This is a genomic window from Actinophytocola sp. (assembly GCF_035634895.1).
GTDB lineage: Bacteria > Actinomycetota > Actinomycetes > Mycobacteriales > Pseudonocardiaceae > Actinophytocola.
Genome location: NZ_DASQCC010000233.1, coordinates 1 through 18109, shown reverse-complemented (window position 1 = coordinate 18109; position 18109 = coordinate 1). Strand labels below are relative to the sequence as shown.

The window sequence follows — 18109 nt, the reverse complement described above, 5'->3', positions numbered from 1 at the left end:
GAGGCGAGCCTGTGGTTCTCGATCTCGTCGGCCCGCATGCCGAAGATCCACATGAGGGCCGGGGTGGCGAAGAAGACGAGTGCGCTGACGAGGGCGGTGAGCTGGCGCTTGCCGTGCCGGGGCCGGTGGAGCGAGTGCTCGCGGGGCAGCCACGCCTCATGGACCGGCGGTAGGTCGTTCGTCGGGCCAGCGGTCACACGTGCACGTTAGCCAATCTCAGGTTTGGGGGTCGTCAGGTTGGCCGAGCCGGTCCGCCATCGAGTTGCTGACCACGGTGGTCTTGTCGTCGGTGCCCACGATCTGCGTCATCTCCCCGGAGGGCGCCTCCCAGGCCGCGGACACGGGAATAGCCACCTTGTCCCGCCCTGTTTCACCTGATGGCGTCGGTGGTGTCGCGGCCGCTGCCTCCTGGTCCGCCTCGGCGAGGATCGCCTCGCTGTCGGTGCGGTACCGGGCGGTGGTGATCTCGCCGGACACCAGCCGCTCGCCGAGGTCCCTCAGCCGATCCTGCCAACTCATGCCTTTGTTGGTACCACGGCCGGCTGCCGTACGTAGAGTGGAGTTCATGGTGCTGTTCGGACGCGACAAGACCCGCCCGGTGGAGGCCGCCAACGCCCTCCCGGGCCGAGCGACGAAGATGCCGATCCCGTCGGCACATGCCGTGTTCACGGACCGCCCGATCGCCCCACCGTTCCCAGCGGGCATCGAGGTGGCCGTCTTCGGCATGGGCTGCTTCTGGGGCGCCGAACGCCTGTTCTGGCAAACCAACGGCGTCTGGACCACCGCAGTGGGATACGCAGGCGGCTACACCGAAAACCCGACATACGAAGAGGTATGCAGCGGCCAGACCGGCCACGCAGAAGTAGTCCTGGTCGCCTACGACCCCAAAATCGTAACCTACGAAACCCTCCTAAAGGTGTTCTGGGAAGAGCACGACCCCACCCAAGGCAACCGCCAGGGCAACGACGTAGGCACCCAGTACCGCTCCACCCTCTACTACACCTCAGACACCCAAAAAACCACAATCGACCAGAGCCGCACCACCTACCAGTCAGCCCTAACCCAAACAGGCCACACCGAAATCACCACAGAAATAGCCCCCCTAACCACCTTCTACTACGCCGAGGACTACCACCAGCAATACCTCTCCGACACCAAAAACCCAAACGGCTACTGCGGCCTAGCCGGCACCGGCGTAACCTGCCCCACAGGCCTGAACATCGAAAGCAAATAACCCCCAACCCAAAAACAAACAACGCCCCCAGCCAACAAACGCCCCAAGCAACCAGGGCAAGGCTGGGAGCCGAGCAGTCCCGGGGGCGAAGCAACCCCGGCGGAAGCAACCCCGGCGAGGGGTCCGGGGCGGAAGCAATCCCGGCGGAAGCAACCCCGGCGAGGGGTCCGGGGGCGAAGCCCACCGGGCGGGGTTTGGGGGTTGCACCCCCAAAAGATTGGCGAGCGAGAAAGGTGAGCGCCCTCCGCGAACAGAGGGCACCCACTCGCGAGCGGACGACGGGATTCGAACCCGCGACCCTCACCTTGGCAAGGTGATGCGCTACCAGCTGCGCCACGTCCGCAACGGCGCCAAGCCTACCGGATGGCTGGAAGTCCACGGGATAGGGCCGAACATCCGGTCGAGTTGACCCGATTGGCCCACGCCGATCGTCGGTATCGTCTTAACGTTCTTAACGTTTGCCGTGTACGCGAAACCGACTGTGGCATGTTGAGCCACATCCCGTGGCGGTCGGGAGGAGGTGGCGTGACCAGCGAGGCTGTGGAAGCCCCCGAGGACGGGGACCGGACCCTGCTCGAACGGCTCCGTGCCGGTGAGGACGCGGCCTTCGGCGAGCTCTTCTCCCGGCACTCCGCCGCGGTGTTCCGGCTCGCGCTGAACCTGGCGGGCGACCGTGCCGAGGCCGACGACCTCACCGCCGAGGCGTTCTTCCGCGTGCTGCAGGCCATCCGGCGTGGCGCCGGGCCGGTCGACAACGTCCGCGGCTACCTGCTGATCGTCGTGCGGCGGGTGGCCTGGGAGTGGGCCATGCGCCGCCGGGAGATGCCCGTCTCGGACGAGGAGCTGACGCACCGCGCCCCGTCCGATCCGGACACCATGGGCCAGTTCACCGAGCGCAACCTCATCCGCCGTGCGTTCACCAGCCTCCCGGAACGCTGGCGCAAGGTGCTCTGGAAGATGGAGGTCGAGGGCCAGCGCCCGGCGGCCGTGGCCACGAACTTCGGCCTCAGCCCCAACGCGACGGCCGCGCTGGCCCGCCGGGCGAGACAGGGGCTCCGCGCCGCCTACCTGCAGGCCCACCTCGCCGCCGAGCGCAGCGCCACCGGCTGCCGGTCGGTCCTCGAGAAGCTCGGCGCCTACACCGCCGGCACCACCAGCGGCATCGAGCGGCGCCGCATCCGCGCCCACCTCGCGACCTGCGCACCCTGTGCCGCGATGCACGACGAGCTGCGGGACGTCTTCACCGGTCTCCACCCGAACCAGGGCATCGCCGCCGTGCCGGTGCTCGCCGTCGGCGGCTGGCAGGTCGGCGCGGCCGTCAAGGGCCTGTTCGCGAGCACGAAGTTCCAGGCCGTTCTAGCCGCGACGTCCGCGGCCGCGATCGGCGTGCTCGGCTTCGTCCTCACGCCCTGGGCCACCGACAGGCCGGCGCCACTGGACCTCGCCGGCAAGCGGGCCATCGAGATGCAGCTCGAGCCGGTCAGTCCGCTCCAGCCGATCGACGTGCCAGAGGGCTCACGGAACGACACGATCGAGCATCCACGAAAGGCTCGCAAGCAGCGGTCCGCGCCCGCCCCGGTCACCACCACGACCTCGGCGGCGCCGCCCACGACCTCGGCCGCGCCGGGCGCCGTGGACGCGACCACCGACGGCGCCCGTGGCGAGGAAACGCCGACGTCGTCCGGCGCGGCGGTCTACGACGACACCGCGCCGGTCGTCTACAGCGAGACGACCACCGAGACCTACAGCCAGGAGTACGAGGACTACACGCTCGTGCAGGAGACGACCACGGTCACCGAGGTCAACTCGCTGGACCAGACCCGCACGACCACCACGAGCACGAGCCACACGGAGCCGAAACAGGGGCGAGCACACAGCGCCACCACACCAACCACCTGACCGGCGCCTGACAGCGAGCCTCCGATGCGCCATCATTGAAGTTGATGTTGCCTGGCTCGGAGGCAGTCGAATGATGGAGCGCACGGTGCGCGGTCGTGATGACCGTGTGTGGACTTTGCGTAGCACTATGGAGTGGCGTCAGCCGGCCACCGCGGATGACTTCGAGCACGACGTGAGCGTGGGGAACACGTCCGCGTTCGTGCTGCTGACGCTGATCATCGTGCTCACGATCGTGCTGGTGTCGACGATTCCGGAGGACGTCGTCGCGCCGTGGAACGGCAGGATGTTGTGGCTGGGGCTGCTGATCGTGCTCGCGATCCTGTTCTTCCCCGCACGCTGGGCGCTGCGCCGGCCGTGGACGGTCGTCGCGGAGACCGGTGACAACGGCGAGGGCGAGCCGGTCGAGCGCTGGACGGGCACGGTGCGTGGCGTCTTCAACGCCCGCTCGCAGCTCAACCGGATCGCGAAGAGCATCCAGCACGACTCGCAGCCCGGCATCGAGGGACCGCTGCAGCCCGTGGCGTGACGGCGGAAATCGGGCAAGACTGGGGCCGTGCCAGAACTACCCGAGGTCGAGGCGCTCGCCCAGCACATCCGCGAGCACGGTGTCGGTCGCACCGTGGCGCGGCTGGACGTCGCCTCGCTGTCCGTGCTGAAGACCGTGACGCCGCCGTGGACGGAGCTGCACGGCAAGGAGGTGACCGGCGCGGGCCGGCACGGCAAGTTCCTGGACGTCCACGTCGGGGACCTGCACCTGATCATCCACCTGGCCAGGGCGGGCTGGCTGCGCTGGGCGGACAACCTGTCCGCGACGCCGCCGAAGCCGGGCAAGGGGCCGCTCGCACTGCGCGTGCACCTGGGCCCACCCGGTCAGGGCCCCGGCTTCGACCTGACCGAGGCGGGCACGAAGAAGGGCCTGGCGGTCTGGATCGTCCAGGACCCGGCGGAGGTGCCCGGCATCGCCGCGCTGGGCCCGGACGCGCTGGCGGTCACGCGGGACGAGCTGGCGGAGGTCATGGGCGGGCGCACCGAGCGCCTGAAGAACGCCCTGACCACGCAGAGGATCCTCGCGGGGGTGGGCAACGCCTACTCGGACGAGATCCTGCACATGGCGAAGCTGTCTCCGTTCGCGACCGCCGGCAAGCTCACCGACGACCAGCTGGACCAGTTGTACGCGGCGATGCGCGAGATCCTCACCGGCGCGGTCGAGCGGTCCGTCGGCCAGCACGCGGCGCGGCTGAAGGGGGAGAAGCGCTCCGGCCTGCGGGTACACGGCCGGACGGGCATGCCGTGCCCGGTCTGTGGGGATGTCGTACGCGAGGTGTCGTTCGCCGACAAGGCGTTCCAGTACTGCGCGACCTGCCAGACGGGCGGCAAGCCGCTGGCCGACCGCCGGCTGTCCAGGCTGCTGAAATAGCCACCGTGAACTTCGTGCGGCACTGCTCCTCTGTCACCGTCCCTTGCCAGGGGACCCCCTATGGCCGGAGCATTGACGGGTGACCGACCAGTTAACCGAACGCGCCATAGTGGCCGGGATCGTGATACTCGTCGCCGCCACCTTCTTCGTCCTCTGGATTCGCTCCCGTAAGTCGGACAAATCGGTCGACGATGCCGTGCTCGACGCGGTGCAGCGACTGTCCAAGGCGGCGCCGGAGCTGCGTGGCGGACTCACCGAGGAGGCCGCCGACGAGGCGGTCAAGCACCTGCTGGAGATGCTGAAGTGCGTGGCCATCGGCATGACGGACGCCGACGGTCGCCTGCTGTCGTGGGCCGGCGGCGCCAACGAGCACTACCCCGACCTGACCGGCGCCATAGACGTGGCCATCCGCAACGGTCAGCGAGCACACATCCACCACACGAACCTGAGCTGCGCACGACGTGGCCGCTGCCCCATGCGCACGGCGGTGATCGTCCCCCTGATCCCCGACGGGCAGGTGGAGGGCACCCTGATCGTGGTGGGCGGTGTCGACTCGAAGCGACTCATCCGGGCCGCCGACGAGGTCGCCCAGTTCGTCAGCATCCAGCTGGAACTGGCGAAGCTCGACGAGTCGAAGCAGCAGTTGGCGCGGGCCGAGGTCAGGATGCTGCGGGCGCAGATCTCGCCGCACTTCCTGTACAACGCGCTGAACTCGATCAGCTCCCTGATCAGGACGGACCCGGAGCGGGCGCGGGATCTGCTGCAGGAGTTCGCGGACTTCACGAGGTACTCGTTCCGCACCTCCGGCCAGTTCACGACGCTGGCGGAGGAGCTGCGGAACATCGACCGCTACCTGACGATCCAGAGCCAGCGCTACGCGGAACGGTTGAACGTCCGCATCAAGATCGCGCCGGAGGTGCTGTCGGTGGTGGTCCCGTTCCTGGTGCTCCAGCCGCTGGTGGAGAACGCGGTGCAGCATGGGATCTCCCCCAAGCCGGGCGGCGGCACCGTCACGGTGGTGGCCCAGGACAACGGCAACGAGGCCATGATCAGCGTCGAGGACGACGGCGTCGGCATGGACGCCGACCGCCTGTTCGCCGACCTGAGAGACGCCCACAAGACCGGCTCACACGTGGGTATCGGCAACATCAACCAACGAATGCGCTCCGTCTTCGGCGACGAGTACGCCCTGATGGCCGAGACCGCCCCCGGCGCCGGCATGAAGGTGATCCTGCGCGTCCCCAAGTTCTTCCCGGGCGTACGCCCGGACCTCCCCAAGTTCAGCGAGGAGGCCAAGGCAGGCCAGCCGGCGAGCTGACCTTGCTCAGCCGGTGATGATGGTGAGGCCGTCGTACTCGACGAAGTCGACGAAGTCCCTGACGTTGAGCGTGGCCAAGGGAAGCTCGTAGACCACAGCATGCGGCTATCCAGGTGTCGTTGGCCGGCCGCGGTCGGCCCCGTCGGATAGCGGAGGCCGAGATGCGGCCCCATGCGGCGGAGACATCCTCGGTGCCGGGCAGCACGACCGTTCCGGCGAGCCAGGGCGCCAGCCGGGCCCGTCGGGTCGCTCCCCAATCGCGCAGATCGGCCCACTTCGTCAGTTCCGCATGGGTGACAAAGGTGATCAACGGACTGCGGCCGGCAAGGCGCGCGAACAGCGGCACAGGCAGCTCGCCCTTGAAACGGAGCGAAGCCACGTCGGTATCGAGTACGAACGGGTCCACGCCCGGTTACATTACGTCAGCTCAGAGTGACGAGCGGCGTAGGTGTACTCGACGAAATCGTGCAGTTCCTCGTCGGTCTCGAAGATCTCGCGACCGTTCGGATCCTCGGCCGTCAGAATCGGCTGAACATCCTTCTGCCGGAGGAGTTCGTCAACGAGCGCACGCCCGCGCGGCGGCGGCACGTCTTGCGGTCCAACGTGCTCTGCGGTCACGCACCCACCTCCTACGCGGAACCTCACCGAGTGACTCGGTAGTCACGTCGGAGCCAGTGTCTCACGACTACCTCGGGCTCGGGCGGCGCCAGCACACGCGTCCGTCCACGAGGTCGGCGTCCATGCCGACCGAGTACGGGTCCAGGGTCCAGTGCGGCGCGATCTCGGGTGGCTCCGCGCGGTAGACCCCCCGGTCGACCGATCCGAACACCGCCAACCCGGGTCGGGTCCACTCCGCGTACAGGCGCCGCTCCACCCAGGCGCACGCCGCGGAACAGGTGGCGAACTCGGCAACGTCTATCTGGGAGAACCGCGACTCGTCCCCGACACCGAGCCACGCCCGCCAGCGCACTTCCGTCCCCATACAGAACATGAGCGTGCGGACTGCCGAGGGATACGTAGGGTTGTCTCATGAGCGTCACCGACAAGCTCGCCGCGCGACTGCCCATCAGCCGGGGCACGACGAAGCCCGTCGTCGCCGTGGTCAAGTTGCACGGCGTGATCACCCCGAGCCCGTCGCCGCTGGCCGCGCGCGGCACGATCAACATCAACACGGTCGAGCAGGCCCTCGTCAAGGCCTTCGACCACGAGCGGTTGAAGGCGGTCGCGCTCGCCATCAACTCGCCTGGCGGCGCTCCGACGCAGTCGGCGCTGGTCAGTGAGCGGATCCGGGAGCTGGCCGACCGCAAGAAGGTCCCGGTCATCGCCTTCTGCGAGGACGTCGCGGCCTCCGGCGGCTACTGGCTCGCCTGTGCCGCCGACGAGATCTACGCCCACTCCTCCTCGCTCGTCGGCTCGATCGGCGTGGTCACCGCCGGGTTCGGGCTGAACGGCCTGCTTGAACGGTTCGGTGTCGAGCGACGTGTCTACACCGCGGGGCCCCACAAGGTTCGCCTCGACCCGTTCCAGCAGGAGAAGGACGAGGACGTCGAATGGCTCAAGGGCCTGCAGGCACAGCTGCACGAGCAGTTCGTGTCGTGGGTGAAGGCACGCCGTGGAGACCGGCTGGTCGGCGAGGACCTCTTCACCGGCGAGGTGTGGACCGGCGCCAAGGCCAAGGAGATCGGCCTGGTCGACGGAGTCGGCAACCTGCGGGCCGTGCTATCCGCACGTTATCCGGAGGCCGAGATCAGCGTGGCCGAGCCCAAGCGGCCGCTCCTCGCCCGGCTCGGCATCGGCGGCGCGGCGCAGTCACTGCTCACCGCCATCGAGCAACGCGCACTCTGGTCTCGTTACGGTCTTTAGGACAGTCACCCGCAGGGGGTAACACCATGGACAACCCGTCCTGCCAATCGGCAAGATGCACATCACCGTGAGTACTTCAATGAACACCCCTGGTCTCGTCATCCTGGCCGTGGACGACGAGAAGGACGGCATGGACGTGATGGTCGAGCGGCTGGAGGGCAACCGCTACGTGCGGAAGGTCATCAAGGCCTTCGACGCGACCGAGGCCCTGCGGCATCTCGGCAGCGACGACGAGGACCTGGTCGCCCGCCGCAACGCCGGCAAGCCCATCGTCGACGCGGTCTTCTCCGACCTGAAGATGCCCGGCCTGACCGGTATGGAGATGGCCAAGGTGCTGGCCGGGTTCAAGCCGTCGCCGGTCCTGGTCTTCATCACCGGCCACGGCGAGGGCAACGACGCGGTCGAGGCGTTCGACCTCGGCGCGGTCGACTTCATCCCGAAGCCGTGTGACCAGACCCGCATGGACCGGGCCATCCAGCGCGTCATCTCCAAGCTGCGCGGCGACGGTCTCGTCGGCGAGGCGCCGCAGGTGGCGTCCGAGTCGGCCGACGACGAGGTCATCCCGGTCGAGCTCGCCGGCAACACCAAGCTCATCCCACGCTCGTCCGTCCGCTGGGTGGAGGCGCAGGGCGACTACGCCCGCCTGTTCACCACGGACGGCTCCCACCTCGTGCGGATCCCGCTGGCGCAGCTGGAGGAGCGTTGGGAGAAGGCCGGGTTCGTCCGCATCCACCGCTCGTACCTGGTGCCGATCAACCTGATCACCGAGCTGCAGCTCGGCGGCAACGGCTACCACGTGGTCATCGGCGACGACGAGCGTAAGCTTCCCGTCAGCCGCCGGCACACCAGAGAGCTGAAGGACCGGATCGTGCGGCGCGGCGGCTTATGAGTGATGCTTGCGGAGCGAGTCATGCGCACCCCGACCTTCATGCCGAGGTGAGATCGTGAGCAAGCACCTGGCGGGACCGGGTCGTGAGGAGAACGGCCCGCGGACCTACTCGGACCCGCCGACCAAGCCCCGTCGCAAGCGAGTGGTGCTCGCCGACTCCCGTGCCCCCGTCACCCGCCTGCGCACGGTCGTCGAGCTGGAGGAGCAGACCAGCTACGGCGAGGAGCTGGTCCGCCAGCTGATCCGCGCCCAGTTCAAGGCCGCCGCCGGGGCGTGGCTCGTCGTGATGCTGATCCTGGCCGCCCTGCCCGCGCTCTTCTTCTTCCTTCCCCAGCTGACCCAGGTCACCGTCGCGGGCGTCCGCCTGCCGTGGCTGGCTATGGGACTCGCCCCGTTCCCGTTGTTGTTCGCCGCCGGCTACTGGTACAACCACAAGGCCGAACGCCAGGAACGTGACTTCGTGGCGATGGTGGAGAAGTAGCGGCGACGGTTAGTAGGACAGGTGAGCGCAGAGATCTGGGCCCTTTCAGGGGTCCTCGCGGTCACCGCCGCGACCTTCGTGGTCGGCTGGCGCGCGTCCCGGCTGGCCAGCACCACACAGGACTTCCTGGTCGCCCGCCGCACCGTGCGCTCGCGCCGCAACGCGGCCGCGGTCTCCGGGGAGTACCTCTCCGCCGCGTCGTTCCTCGGCGTCGCGGGCCTGGTGCTGAAGGACGGCGCCGACGCACTCTGGTACCCGATCGGCTTCACGGCCGGCTACCTGGCCCTGATGCTGTTCGTCGCCGCGCCGCTGCGCCGGTCCGGTGCCTACACGCTCCCGGACTTCTGCGAGGCACGCCTCGGCTCGCGTGCGCTGCGTGGCCTGGCCGCGGTCTTCGTGGTCTTCATCGGGATCCTGTACGTGGTCCCGCAGCTCCAGGCCGCCGGGCTCGCGCTGGCCCGGATCCTGCCGGTGCAGAACTGGGTCGGCTCGGCGGTCGTGGCGATCATCGTGATCATCAACGTCTTCGGCGGCGGCATGCGTGCCATCACCGTGGTCCAGGCGTTCCAGTACTGGCTGAAGCTGTTCGCCATCGCCGCGCCGACGCTCGTGCTGTGCGTGCTGTTCGTCGGCAACGGCGGTCTCCGCGACGGTGAGATGACGAGCCTGTCCGAGCCGCTGCCGCCGACGTTCACGACCGCCAGCACGATCTCGGTGCAGACACCCGTCATCCTGCAGGTCAAGGACACCGTGAAGTTCGCGGCCCGCGGCACGATCGACGGCGCCGTCGTCAACGGCTCGGTGTACTGGGGACCCGGCAGGCACGAGGTCGAGGCGGGCACGACGATGCACTTCTCGAAGGCCTCGTCCGTGCCGGTGATCGACGGCGCGGTCGCCGACAACGCGAGCTGGTTCGCGCCGGCGTCCACCTCGGAGAGCGTGTTCACCACGTACTCGCTGATGCTCGCGCTGTTCCTGGGCACCATGGGACTGCCGCACGTCCTGGTCCGCTTCTACACCAACCCGGACGGCCGGGCGGCGAGGCGCACGACCCTGCACGTCCTGGTGCTGCTGTCGCTGTTCTACCTGTTCCCGATCATGCTCGGCGTGCTGTCCCGGCTGTACGTGCCGGAGCTGCTGGTGGACGGCAGGACCGACACGGCCGTCCTGGCGTTACCGCTCAAGATCGTGCCGGGCCTCGGCGGCCAGATCCTCGGCGCGATCACCATGGCCGGCGCGTTCGCGGCGTTCCTGTCGACGTCGTCCGGGCTGCTGATGAGCGTGTCGGGCGTGCTGTCGACGGACGTGCTGCGTGGCCGGGTCCGCGACTTCCGGTTCGCGACGGCGGTGGCCGGCGGCGTCCCGCTGGCACTGGCCATCGCCGTGCGGCAGTCGGACATCTCGCTGACCGTCGGCATGTCGTTCGCGCTGGCCGCGTCCACGTTCAGCCCGATCCTGGTGCTCGGCGTGTGGTGGCGGAAGCTGACGTGGGTCGGCGCGATGGCGGGCATGATCGTGGGCGGCGGCCTGGTGCTGGCCGGTCTCGTGATCAGCACGATCAGCAGCCTGACCGGCAACTGGGCGCCCGGCGTGATCACCCAGCCGGCGATCATCACCGTGCCGGCGGCGTTCGTCACCGTGCTGCTGGTGAGCAAGATGACGCCGTCGAAGATCCCGCCGGACGTGGCGCAGGTCCGCCTGCGCATGCATGCCCCGGACGGCCTCGGCCTGACCCGCGACCGCGCGGTGGCGAGCTTCGGCACTGCGGAGGAACGGGCACGTCTGGCGGACGGCCGGCATCGAAAGTAGCCGAATCGCGCAGGGAGCGAACCGGCGAATTCGACACCCGCGCCACTAAACTCCAGGCGGACCCCCGGTCGCGGACGATGGGAGCCTCCTGATGGCGGTGTCGGTGCTGAGCATGGCTCGGCACATCGCCGAGGAGCTCAAGGACGGTCTGTCGGGCGCCGGCGTGCGGTCGGCCGCCCGCGGCATCCGCCGGTTGCTGTCCGTCGACTTCGTCGGCCTGGCGGACCTTTCCGGCCAGGTCGTGTGGGCCCCGGCCGAGCCGCCGTTCTACGCGGACGCGAACGCCCTGGTCGAGAAGGTCCTGCACGGCGAGACCCGCGAGGGCCGCTCCCCACTGGTGGCGGTGCCGCTGCACGTCCACCACGAACTGTCCGGCGTCCTGGTGGTCGCCGGCGCGTCGCACCGCGCCGCGGTCCGCGAGGCGGCGGCCTGGGTAGTGGAGTCGCTGGAGCGCGGCCGGCTGGAGGCGTCGGCCGAGTTGGCCGCACAGGCCGAGCTGCGGGCGTTGCGCGCGGAGATCTCGCCGCACTTCGTCTACAACGCACTGACCGTGATCGCCGCACTGGTCAGCTCCGATCCGGACCGCTCTCGTGAGCTGATGCTGGACTTCGCGGACTACATCCGTTACAGCCTGGCGAAACACGGCGAGTACACGACGGTGGCGGACGAGTTCCACGCGATCGAGACGTACCTGGCGCTGCAGCGGGCGGTGCTGGGGGACCGTCTACAAGTGCAGGTTCGGGTAGCCCCGGAGGTACTTGCGGTAGCGCTGCCGTACCTGGTGCTGCAGCCTCTGGTGGAGAACGCGGTCCGCCACGGCATCGAACCACGTGCCGGCACCGGCCACGTCCAGGTGAGAGGCGAGGCGGAGGCCAACGACTGTGTCATCAGCGTGGAGGACGACGGCGTGGGCATGGACCCGGCGCTGGCCGAGGAGATACTCGCGGGCCGTGGCGGGACGGACAGCGTGGGCCTGGCCAATGTGGACCGGAGGCTCAGAAGTGTCTACGGCCCATGGTACGGCCTGGTGATCGAGACGGCGGTGGGCGAGGGAACCCGCGTGGTCGTCAGGATTCCCCGGTTCCAGCCGGGAGTGATGCCATGACCCTCTCGGTACTGGCGGTGGACGATGTGCCGCCGGCTCTGGCCGAGCTGCGCCGCCTGTTGTCGGCGTCCCCCGAGGTCATGGACGTCGCGACGGCCACCGACGCCCTGTCCGCCCTGCGGATGATCCAGAGCGACCACTACGACGCGGTGTTCCTGGACATCTCCATGCCCGGCCTGGACGGCCTGGAGTTGGCGTCCCTGCTGGCGCGCCTGAACGAGCCACCGGTCATCGTGTTCGTCACGGCGTACGAGCAACACGCCGTGGCGGCGTTCGGCATCGGCGCGGTCGACTACCTGCTGAAACCGGTGCGGGCGGAACGGTTGTCGGAGGCGCTTGCCCGGGTGAACCGGTTACAGGCCCGACCGGCGTCGGACGCCCCAGACACGATGGCGGCGCTGCCGGTCGAGTCGGAGGGCAGGACGAGGTACGTCCGCAGAACGGAAGTGCGGTACGTGGAGGCGCACGGCGACTACGTCCGCCTGCACGCGACGTCCGGCGTCCACGTGGTGCGCATGCCGATCTCGCGGCTCGAGGAGTACTGGGCGCTGGCCGGCTTCGTCCGGGTGCACCGGAGCTTCCTGGTGGCGTTGGACGCCGTCCGCGAGTTACGCAGCGACTCGGTGGGGGGTCTGCTGGCCCACACGGAGTTGGGCGACGTGCCGGTCTCCCGCCGCCACGCGCGGGACCTGCGAGAGAAGTTGTTACTGGCGGCCAAAACCGGCCAACTGGACCACCGCTGATGCCCGGCGGCAGACGAGTGGCGGTGATGAGCCCCCAAACCCGCCTGGCCCACTCCCGGCGGCGAGCGAGGGGCCGCTGGCGCGTCCCCAAACTGGACGCGGCAGGCGAGTCCCGGGCAGCGGACCTGCACCGCCGGCAACTGCGACTGGCGGCAGCCCCACTGGCCCTGTTGTTCGCCGGCATCCTGGGCCTACCACTGCTGTTCGCCGCGTTCCCGGCCCTGGACACGATCCGCCTGCTGGGCATTCCGATCTCGTGGCTGGCCCTGGCCGTCCTCCCGTACCCGGCCCTGACCGCCCTGGCGATCTGGCAACTCCACCGAGCCGAACAAACCGAGGACGACACCCAGTGACCCACCGGCGTGTCCACCCCACCCCCCGCGAGTCCCGCGTTCACCCACACCGAGTCCCGTTTTCGTGCACCACAAGCAATCCACAACTCACGAGTAATCCACAGGCAAGATCAACAACCCCCCACTGTCTCCGCCGGCCGATAGAATGGGACCGGGGCCGGCCCCCGGGTTCGGGTGGGGGCTGCTCAGTCCGTAACTGGGGCTGGAAAACCGCAGGTCAGAGCGTATGATCCTCGCTTTCGCGGTTGCGCCCGTCGTGCTGGTGACGCTGCTCATCGGGTTGCGGGGCGTCGCGGCCATGCGTACGACCTCCGACTTTCTCGTTGCCTCCCGGCGTGTCAGCCCGCTGCTCAACTCGGCCGCCGTCTCCGGTGAGTACCTCTCCGCCGCCTCCTTCCTCGGTGTCGCCGGGCTCGTCGTCAAGGACGGCATCGGTTCGCTCTGGTACCCAGTGGGTTTCACCGCCGGCTACATCGCCATGCTCGTGCTCGTCGCCGCGCCCATGCGGCGGTCCGGTGCGCTCACCGTGCCCGACTTCGCCGAGGCGCGGCTGAACTCGCCGGCACTCAGGCGGGTCACCGCGGGCGTCATCCTCGTCATCGGCGGGCTCTACCTCGTCCCGCAGTTCCGCACCGCCGGGCTCGTCCTCTCCGCCGTCACGCGATCCCCGTACTGGGTCGGTGTCGTGATCGCCGGTGCCGGGGTCGCCATCACGCTCGCCCTCGGCGGAATGCGTGCGGCCACCTACGTCCAGGCGTTCCAGTTCGCACTCAAGCTCGTCCTCTTCATCGTGCCGGCGATCTGGCTGCTCGTTCAGGTCACCCCCCAGACCCGCTACGACGCCGTCAACCCGACCGAGTTCACGCGGTTCACCAAGGACACCTCCATCGAGTTCACCATCGGCACCACTCTCGAGCTGAAGGAGCCCTTTCACGGCAGGACCGGTCGCTGGGAAGTCCCGCAGGGCACCACCGTCACGTTTCCGAAAGGCTCGAAGGTCCCACAGGTCAGCGGCGAGGCCAGGCCCGGCGGCGACGGCTGGTCCCGCCCGCTCCTCGACCTCGCCAACGCGGGACACCCACTCCTCGGCACCTGGGCGCTCGTCGTCGCGCTCGCCCTCGGCACCATGGGGCTCCCGCACGTGATCATGCGCTTCCACACCAGCCCCGACGGCCGCGCCGCACGCAGAACCGCCGCCTTCACCGTCGGGCTGCTCGGCATCTTCTACCTGTTCCCCGGCATCTACGGCGTCCTCGGCCGCGTCCTCGTCCCGCAGCTCTACCTCAACGGCGCCACCGACACCGCCGTCGTCGCGCTTCCGGCGCAGGTGGACCACGGCTGGCCCGGCTCGATGTTCACCGCCCTGCTCACCGGCGGTGCGTTCGCCGCGTTCCTGGCCACCTCGCTCGGCCTGCTGCTCGTCGTCTCCGGCGCCATCTCCTACGACCTGCTCCCCGGCGGCCTCCGGCGACTCCGGTTCACCGCCGTCGCGGCCGCCGCGGTGGTCGTACTCCTTGCGCTGCAAGCGATCCGGCTCGACGCGGGCATCCTCGTGACCTGGGCGTTCACGGTCGCCGCCTCCACGTTCTGCCCGCTGCTCGTGCTCGGCATCTGGTGGTCACGCCTCACGGTCGCCGGCGCGATGTCCGGCGTGCTCGTCGGTCTGGTCACGTCGTCGGGCGCCATCGCCGGCACGCTGGTCGGCGTTCCGGTGACGGGCTGGCTCGCCATCCTGGTCGCCCAACCAGCGCCATGGTCGGTCCCGCTGGCGTTCCTCACGATGGTCGTCGTGTCACTCCGCGGCAGGCCCGCCTCGTGGGCGCGCACCGCGATGCTTCGCCTGCACCTCAACGAGGAGCGCGAACAGACCCCCGCCGACCGGCTGCGCACGCTCCGCGAACGCGCCCAGACCAACCGAGGCTGAGCCCGCCGCCAACGGTCGTCCGTAGCTCTGCGTGACTCGAAATCGCCTGATAGAGGCAGCTGCGTAATCGCCCGATCTGGTAGAACTGCCATTTCAGCGCGTAGCCAAAATGTGACCTACACCACTCGTCGTGCTTATTGCGCCGTTCGTCGACCGCTCGTCGCCACCACGGGACAGTTGATCCTCGATCGATTCACGCAGTGTTAACGCCTCCCTAGGGTCGTAGAACATTGTTCGCATCCCTGGAGGCACAGTGAGCACCACCGATCAGGGCCCGCCAAGCCCCGACTGGGAAACGATCCAGCAGAGTGCTGAGTTCACCCAGCTTCGCCGCCGTCTCCGCGGCTTCGTGTTCCCGATGACCATCGCGTTCCTTGCCTGGTACCTGCTTTACGTGCTGCTTTCCGACTACGCGCATGGCTTCATGGGCACCAAGGTCTTCGGCAACGTCAACATCGGCCTGATCTTCGGGCTGCTTCAGTTCGTCTCCACGTTCCTGATCACCTGGCTCTACGTCCGGCACGCCAACAAGAGCCTCGACCCGGTGTCCGACAAGATCCGCGAGGACATCGAGGGAGGCGAGCGATGAACCTGTCAGCAGGCGTCGAGGGCAGCAACACCGCGCTCAACATCGGCATCTTCGCCGTCTTCGTGATCATCACCCTGTACATCGTGTTCCGCGCGAGCCGGAAGTCGAAGACGGCGGTCGACTACTACGCGGCGGGCCACTCGTTCACCGGCGTGCAGAACGGCGTCGCGATCTCGGGCGACTACCTATCGGCGGCGAGCTTCCTCGGCATCGCGGGTGCGATCGCGGTCAACGGCTACGACGGCTTCCTGTACTCGATCGGCTTCCTCGTGGCGTGGCTGATCGCGTTGCTGCTGGTGGCGGAGCTGCTCCGCAACACCGGCAAGTACACGATGGGCGACGTGCTGAGCTTCCGGATGCAGCAGCGTCCGGTCCGCGCGGCCGCGGCGGTGTCCACGCTCGTCGTGTCGTTCTTCTACCTGCTGGCGCAGATGGCCGGCGCGGGCGGCCTGGTCGCGCTGCTGCTCGGCATCACCAACAAGGCCGGCCAGGCACTGGTGATCGCGGTCGTCGGCGTCATCATGATCGTCTACGTGATCATCGGCGGCATGCGTGGCACGACCTGGGTGCAGATCATCAAGGCCACGCTGCTCATCGCCGGCGCGTTCGTGATGACCATGTGGGTGCTCGGCAAGTCCGGCTTCAACATCTCGCAGCTGCTCGGCGACGCCGTGGCCAAGGTCGGCGAGGGCGGCGAGAAGCTGCTCAACCCGGGCGCCCAGTACGGCAAGACCGGCACGACACAGCTCGACTTCGTGTCGCTCGCGCTCGCACTGGTGCTGGGCACCGCCGGACTCCCGCACGTCCTGATGCGGTTCTACACCGTGCCGACGGCCAAGGAAGCACGCAAGTCCGTGGTCTGGGCCATCGTGCTGATCGGCGTCTTCTACCTGTTCACGCTGGTGCTGGGCTACGGCGCCGGCTGGCTGGTCGGCGCGGACGCGATCAACGCGGCGCCGGGCAAGACGAACTCGGCGGCCCCGCTGCTCGCGTACGCGCTGGGTGGCACGGTCCTGCTGGGCATCATCGCCGCGGTGGCCTTCGCGACGATCCTCGCGGTGGTCGCGGGCCTGACGATCACGGCGTCGGCGTCGTTCGCGCACGACATCTACGCCAACGTGATCAAGAGGGGCACGGTCGACGACAAGACGCAGGAGGTCAAGGTCGCCCGCATCACCGCACTGGTGATCGGGGCCGTGGCCATCCTGGGCGGCATCGTCGCGAACGGCCAGAACATCGCGTTCCTCGTGGCGCTGGCGTTCGCGGTCGCGGCCTCGGCGAACCTGCCGACGATCCTGTACTCGCTGTTCTGGAAGCGGTTCAACACCCAGGGCGCGCTGTGGAGCATCTACGGCGGTCTCACCGTGTGCCTGGTGCTGATCGTGTTCTCACCGGCCGTGTCCGGCAAGCCGATCAAGCCCGACACCGGCAAGAGCGACTCGATGCTGCAGGGCGTCGACTTCCACTGGTTCCCGCTGGACAACCCGGGCATCGTCTCGATCCCGGTGGCGTTCCTGCTGGGCTACCTCGGCACCGTCCTGTCGAAGGAGCGCAACGACGCGAAGTTCGCCGAGATGGAGGTCCGCTCGCTGACCGGCGCACACGCCGAGAAGGCGGTCACGCACTGACGTCCCACTCCGGAACGGCCCCCGACAACGTCGTCGGGGGCCGTTCTTCTGTCACACGGCTTCCGGACCGCGTGCAACCCGCCGTGCGAGGTCCGCGTAGAAGGGGGGACGTGAGGAGGTCGGCGGGGTGCGAGGGCGCGATCAGGAGTTCGCCGAGTTCTTCTCGGCGCGCTTCGACGGGGCTCGGCGGATCGCGTTCGCCATGTGTGGCTCGTGGTCCGATGCCGAGGAGATAGCGCAGTCGGCGTTCGTGAAGGTCTACGCGCGTTGGGCGAAGATCCGGATCGAGACGGTGGACGCCTACCTGCGCACCGTCCTCACCAGGGTCTTCCTGGACACGAAACGCCGTGGCCGGGGCCGTGAGCAGGTCGTCGCCGAGCTGCCGGAGACGGTCGCGCCACCTGACGCCGGGCCGGCCGAACGGCTCGCGCTGCGAGCCGCGCTCATGGCCGTGCCACCCGGGCAACGCGCGGTGCTGGTCCTGCGGTTCGTCGCCGACCTGTCGATCGAGCAGGTCGCGGAGACGCTCGGGTGCACGACGGGCACGGTCAAGAGCCAGACCGCGCGTGGGCTCGCCACGTTGCGGGCGGCCTACCCGAACGACGTCGAGGCGCGAGGTGTGTGACATGTTCGACGACGAGGCGGCGCGCCACGCGCTGCGGACCCTGAACGACGAGCCGGCCCCACCGGCCGGCACGACGCTCGACCGGGTGCTCCGCCGCGGGCGGCGCCGGGTCCTCGCGCGGCGGGCGAGCGCGGTCGCCGGCGTGGTGGCCGTGGTCGCGGCCGCCGGGGTGGGTGCCCTGTCGCTGAGGCCCGCCGACCCGGGTCCGGGTGGGGTGCCGGCCGCCACCACG

General features: G+C 68.8%; 19 protein-coding genes, 1 tRNA gene and 2 pseudogenes. 17 read left to right on the top strand and 5 right to left on the bottom strand.

Going from position 1 to position 18109, the window contains the following annotated elements:
• Together VET29_RS36190 and VET29_RS36185 are read right to left on the bottom strand one after the other, a co-directional pair.
• Nucleotides 1-197, bottom strand: a pseudogene (locus tag VET29_RS36190) (hypothetical protein); the annotation flags it as partial.
• Nucleotides 198-216: 19 nt separating this feature from the next.
• Complete coding sequence (locus tag VET29_RS36185; protein ID WP_324929345.1) at nucleotides 217-519, bottom strand: hypothetical protein; 303 nt, start codon at nucleotides 517-519, stop codon at nucleotides 217-219.
• Between the two features lie 46 nt (nucleotides 520-565).
• On the opposite strand from VET29_RS36185, the gene msrA reads away from it, so the two are divergent.
• Entirely contained in the window at nucleotides 566-1234 is a 669-nt protein-coding gene (gene msrA, locus VET29_RS36180; protein WP_324929343.1) for a peptide-methionine (S)-S-oxide reductase MsrA, read from the top strand.
• A gap of 270 nt (nucleotides 1235-1504) precedes the next feature.
• Here the strand turns inward: msrA and VET29_RS36175 are convergent.
• Nucleotides 1505-1577: transfer RNA gene (locus tag VET29_RS36175), tRNA-Gly, on the bottom strand.
• Between the two features lie 182 nt (nucleotides 1578-1759).
• Between VET29_RS36175 and VET29_RS36170 the strand changes: the two genes are divergently transcribed.
• The 4 genes from VET29_RS36170 to VET29_RS36155 all read left to right on the top strand — a co-directional run bounded on the left by VET29_RS36170 (nucleotide 1760) and on the right by VET29_RS36155 (nucleotide 5868).
• Nucleotides 1760-3133: a sigma-70 family RNA polymerase sigma factor gene (locus VET29_RS36170; protein WP_324929341.1), complete on the top strand. Its 1374-nt coding sequence runs from the start codon at nucleotides 1760-1762 to the stop codon at nucleotides 3131-3133.
• A 73-nt stretch (nucleotides 3134-3206) separates the two neighbouring features.
• Entirely contained in the window at nucleotides 3207-3659 is a 453-nt protein-coding gene (locus tag VET29_RS36165; protein WP_324929348.1) for a DUF6609 family protein, read from the top strand.
• Between the two features lie 27 nt (nucleotides 3660-3686).
• Nucleotides 3687-4550: a DNA-formamidopyrimidine glycosylase family protein gene (locus tag VET29_RS36160; RefSeq protein WP_324929339.1), complete on the top strand. Its 864-nt coding sequence runs from the start codon at nucleotides 3687-3689 to the stop codon at nucleotides 4548-4550.
• Nucleotides 4551-4629: 79 nt separating this feature from the next.
• Entirely contained in the window at nucleotides 4630-5868 is a 1239-nt protein-coding gene (locus VET29_RS36155; RefSeq protein ID WP_414636703.1) for a histidine kinase, read from the top strand.
• A 417-nt stretch (nucleotides 5869-6285) separates the two neighbouring features.
• Here VET29_RS36155 and VET29_RS36150 read toward each other — a convergent pair whose 3' ends face one another.
• Together VET29_RS36150 and VET29_RS36145 are read right to left on the bottom strand one after the other, a co-directional pair.
• Nucleotides 6286-6486, bottom strand: a complete 201-nt coding sequence (locus VET29_RS36150) for a hypothetical protein (protein ID WP_324929338.1) — start codon at nucleotides 6484-6486, stop codon at nucleotides 6286-6288.
• Between the two features lie 67 nt (nucleotides 6487-6553).
• Entirely contained in the window at nucleotides 6554-6850 is a 297-nt protein-coding gene (locus VET29_RS36145; protein ID WP_324929336.1) for a hypothetical protein, read from the bottom strand.
• A gap of 47 nt (nucleotides 6851-6897) precedes the next feature.
• Between VET29_RS36145 and VET29_RS36140 the strand changes: the two genes are divergently transcribed.
• From VET29_RS36140 to VET29_RS36085, 12 genes and pseudogenes are all read left to right on the top strand, one after another.
• Complete coding sequence (locus VET29_RS36140) at nucleotides 6898-7731, top strand: S49 family peptidase (RefSeq protein WP_324929334.1); 834 nt, start codon at nucleotides 6898-6900, stop codon at nucleotides 7729-7731.
• Nucleotides 7732-7786: 55 nt separating this feature from the next.
• Nucleotides 7787-8620, top strand: a complete 834-nt coding sequence (locus tag VET29_RS36135; protein WP_324929332.1) for a LytTR family DNA-binding domain-containing protein — start codon at nucleotides 7787-7789, stop codon at nucleotides 8618-8620.
• Between the two features lie 55 nt (nucleotides 8621-8675).
• Nucleotides 8676-9101, top strand: coding sequence for a hypothetical protein (locus tag VET29_RS36130; protein ID WP_324929330.1), 426 nt, complete (start codon nucleotides 8676-8678; stop codon nucleotides 9099-9101).
• A gap of 21 nt (nucleotides 9102-9122) precedes the next feature.
• Nucleotides 9123-10910: a cation acetate symporter gene (locus tag VET29_RS36125; protein ID WP_324929328.1), complete on the top strand. Its 1788-nt coding sequence runs from the start codon at nucleotides 9123-9125 to the stop codon at nucleotides 10908-10910.
• Nucleotides 10911-11001: 91 nt separating this feature from the next.
• Entirely contained in the window at nucleotides 11002-12015 is a 1014-nt protein-coding gene (locus VET29_RS36120; RefSeq protein ID WP_324929326.1) for a sensor histidine kinase, read from the top strand.
• Nucleotides 12012-12758: a LytTR family DNA-binding domain-containing protein gene (locus VET29_RS36115; protein ID WP_324929324.1), complete on the top strand. Its 747-nt coding sequence runs from the start codon at nucleotides 12012-12014 to the stop codon at nucleotides 12756-12758. The genes VET29_RS36120 and VET29_RS36115 overlap by 4 nt, the downstream gene beginning before the upstream one ends.
• Before the next feature lie 26 nt (nucleotides 12759-12784).
• The gene (locus VET29_RS36110; protein WP_414636702.1) at nucleotides 12785-13111 is read left to right on the top strand and encodes a hypothetical protein; all 327 of its coding nucleotides are present in this window, start codon (nucleotides 12785-12787) and stop codon (nucleotides 13109-13111) included.
• Between the two features lie 226 nt (nucleotides 13112-13337).
• Nucleotides 13338-15035, top strand: a complete 1698-nt coding sequence (locus VET29_RS36105) for a cation acetate symporter (protein WP_324929320.1) — start codon at nucleotides 13338-13340, stop codon at nucleotides 15033-15035.
• 253 nt (nucleotides 15036-15288) lie between these two features.
• Nucleotides 15289-15624, top strand: a complete 336-nt coding sequence (locus VET29_RS36100) for a DUF485 domain-containing protein (RefSeq protein WP_324929318.1) — start codon at nucleotides 15289-15291, stop codon at nucleotides 15622-15624.
• Entirely contained in the window at nucleotides 15621-17252 is a 1632-nt protein-coding gene (locus tag VET29_RS36095) for a cation acetate symporter (RefSeq protein WP_324929316.1), read from the top strand. Before VET29_RS36100 ends, VET29_RS36095 begins: the two co-directional genes overlap by 4 nt.
• Before the next feature lie 127 nt (nucleotides 17253-17379).
• Nucleotides 17380-17877, top strand: coding sequence for a SigE family RNA polymerase sigma factor (locus VET29_RS36090; protein WP_324929314.1), 498 nt, complete (start codon nucleotides 17380-17382; stop codon nucleotides 17875-17877).
• 1 nt (nucleotide 17878) lies between these two features.
• A pseudogene (locus VET29_RS36085) lies at nucleotides 17879-18109 on the top strand (hypothetical protein); the annotation flags it as partial.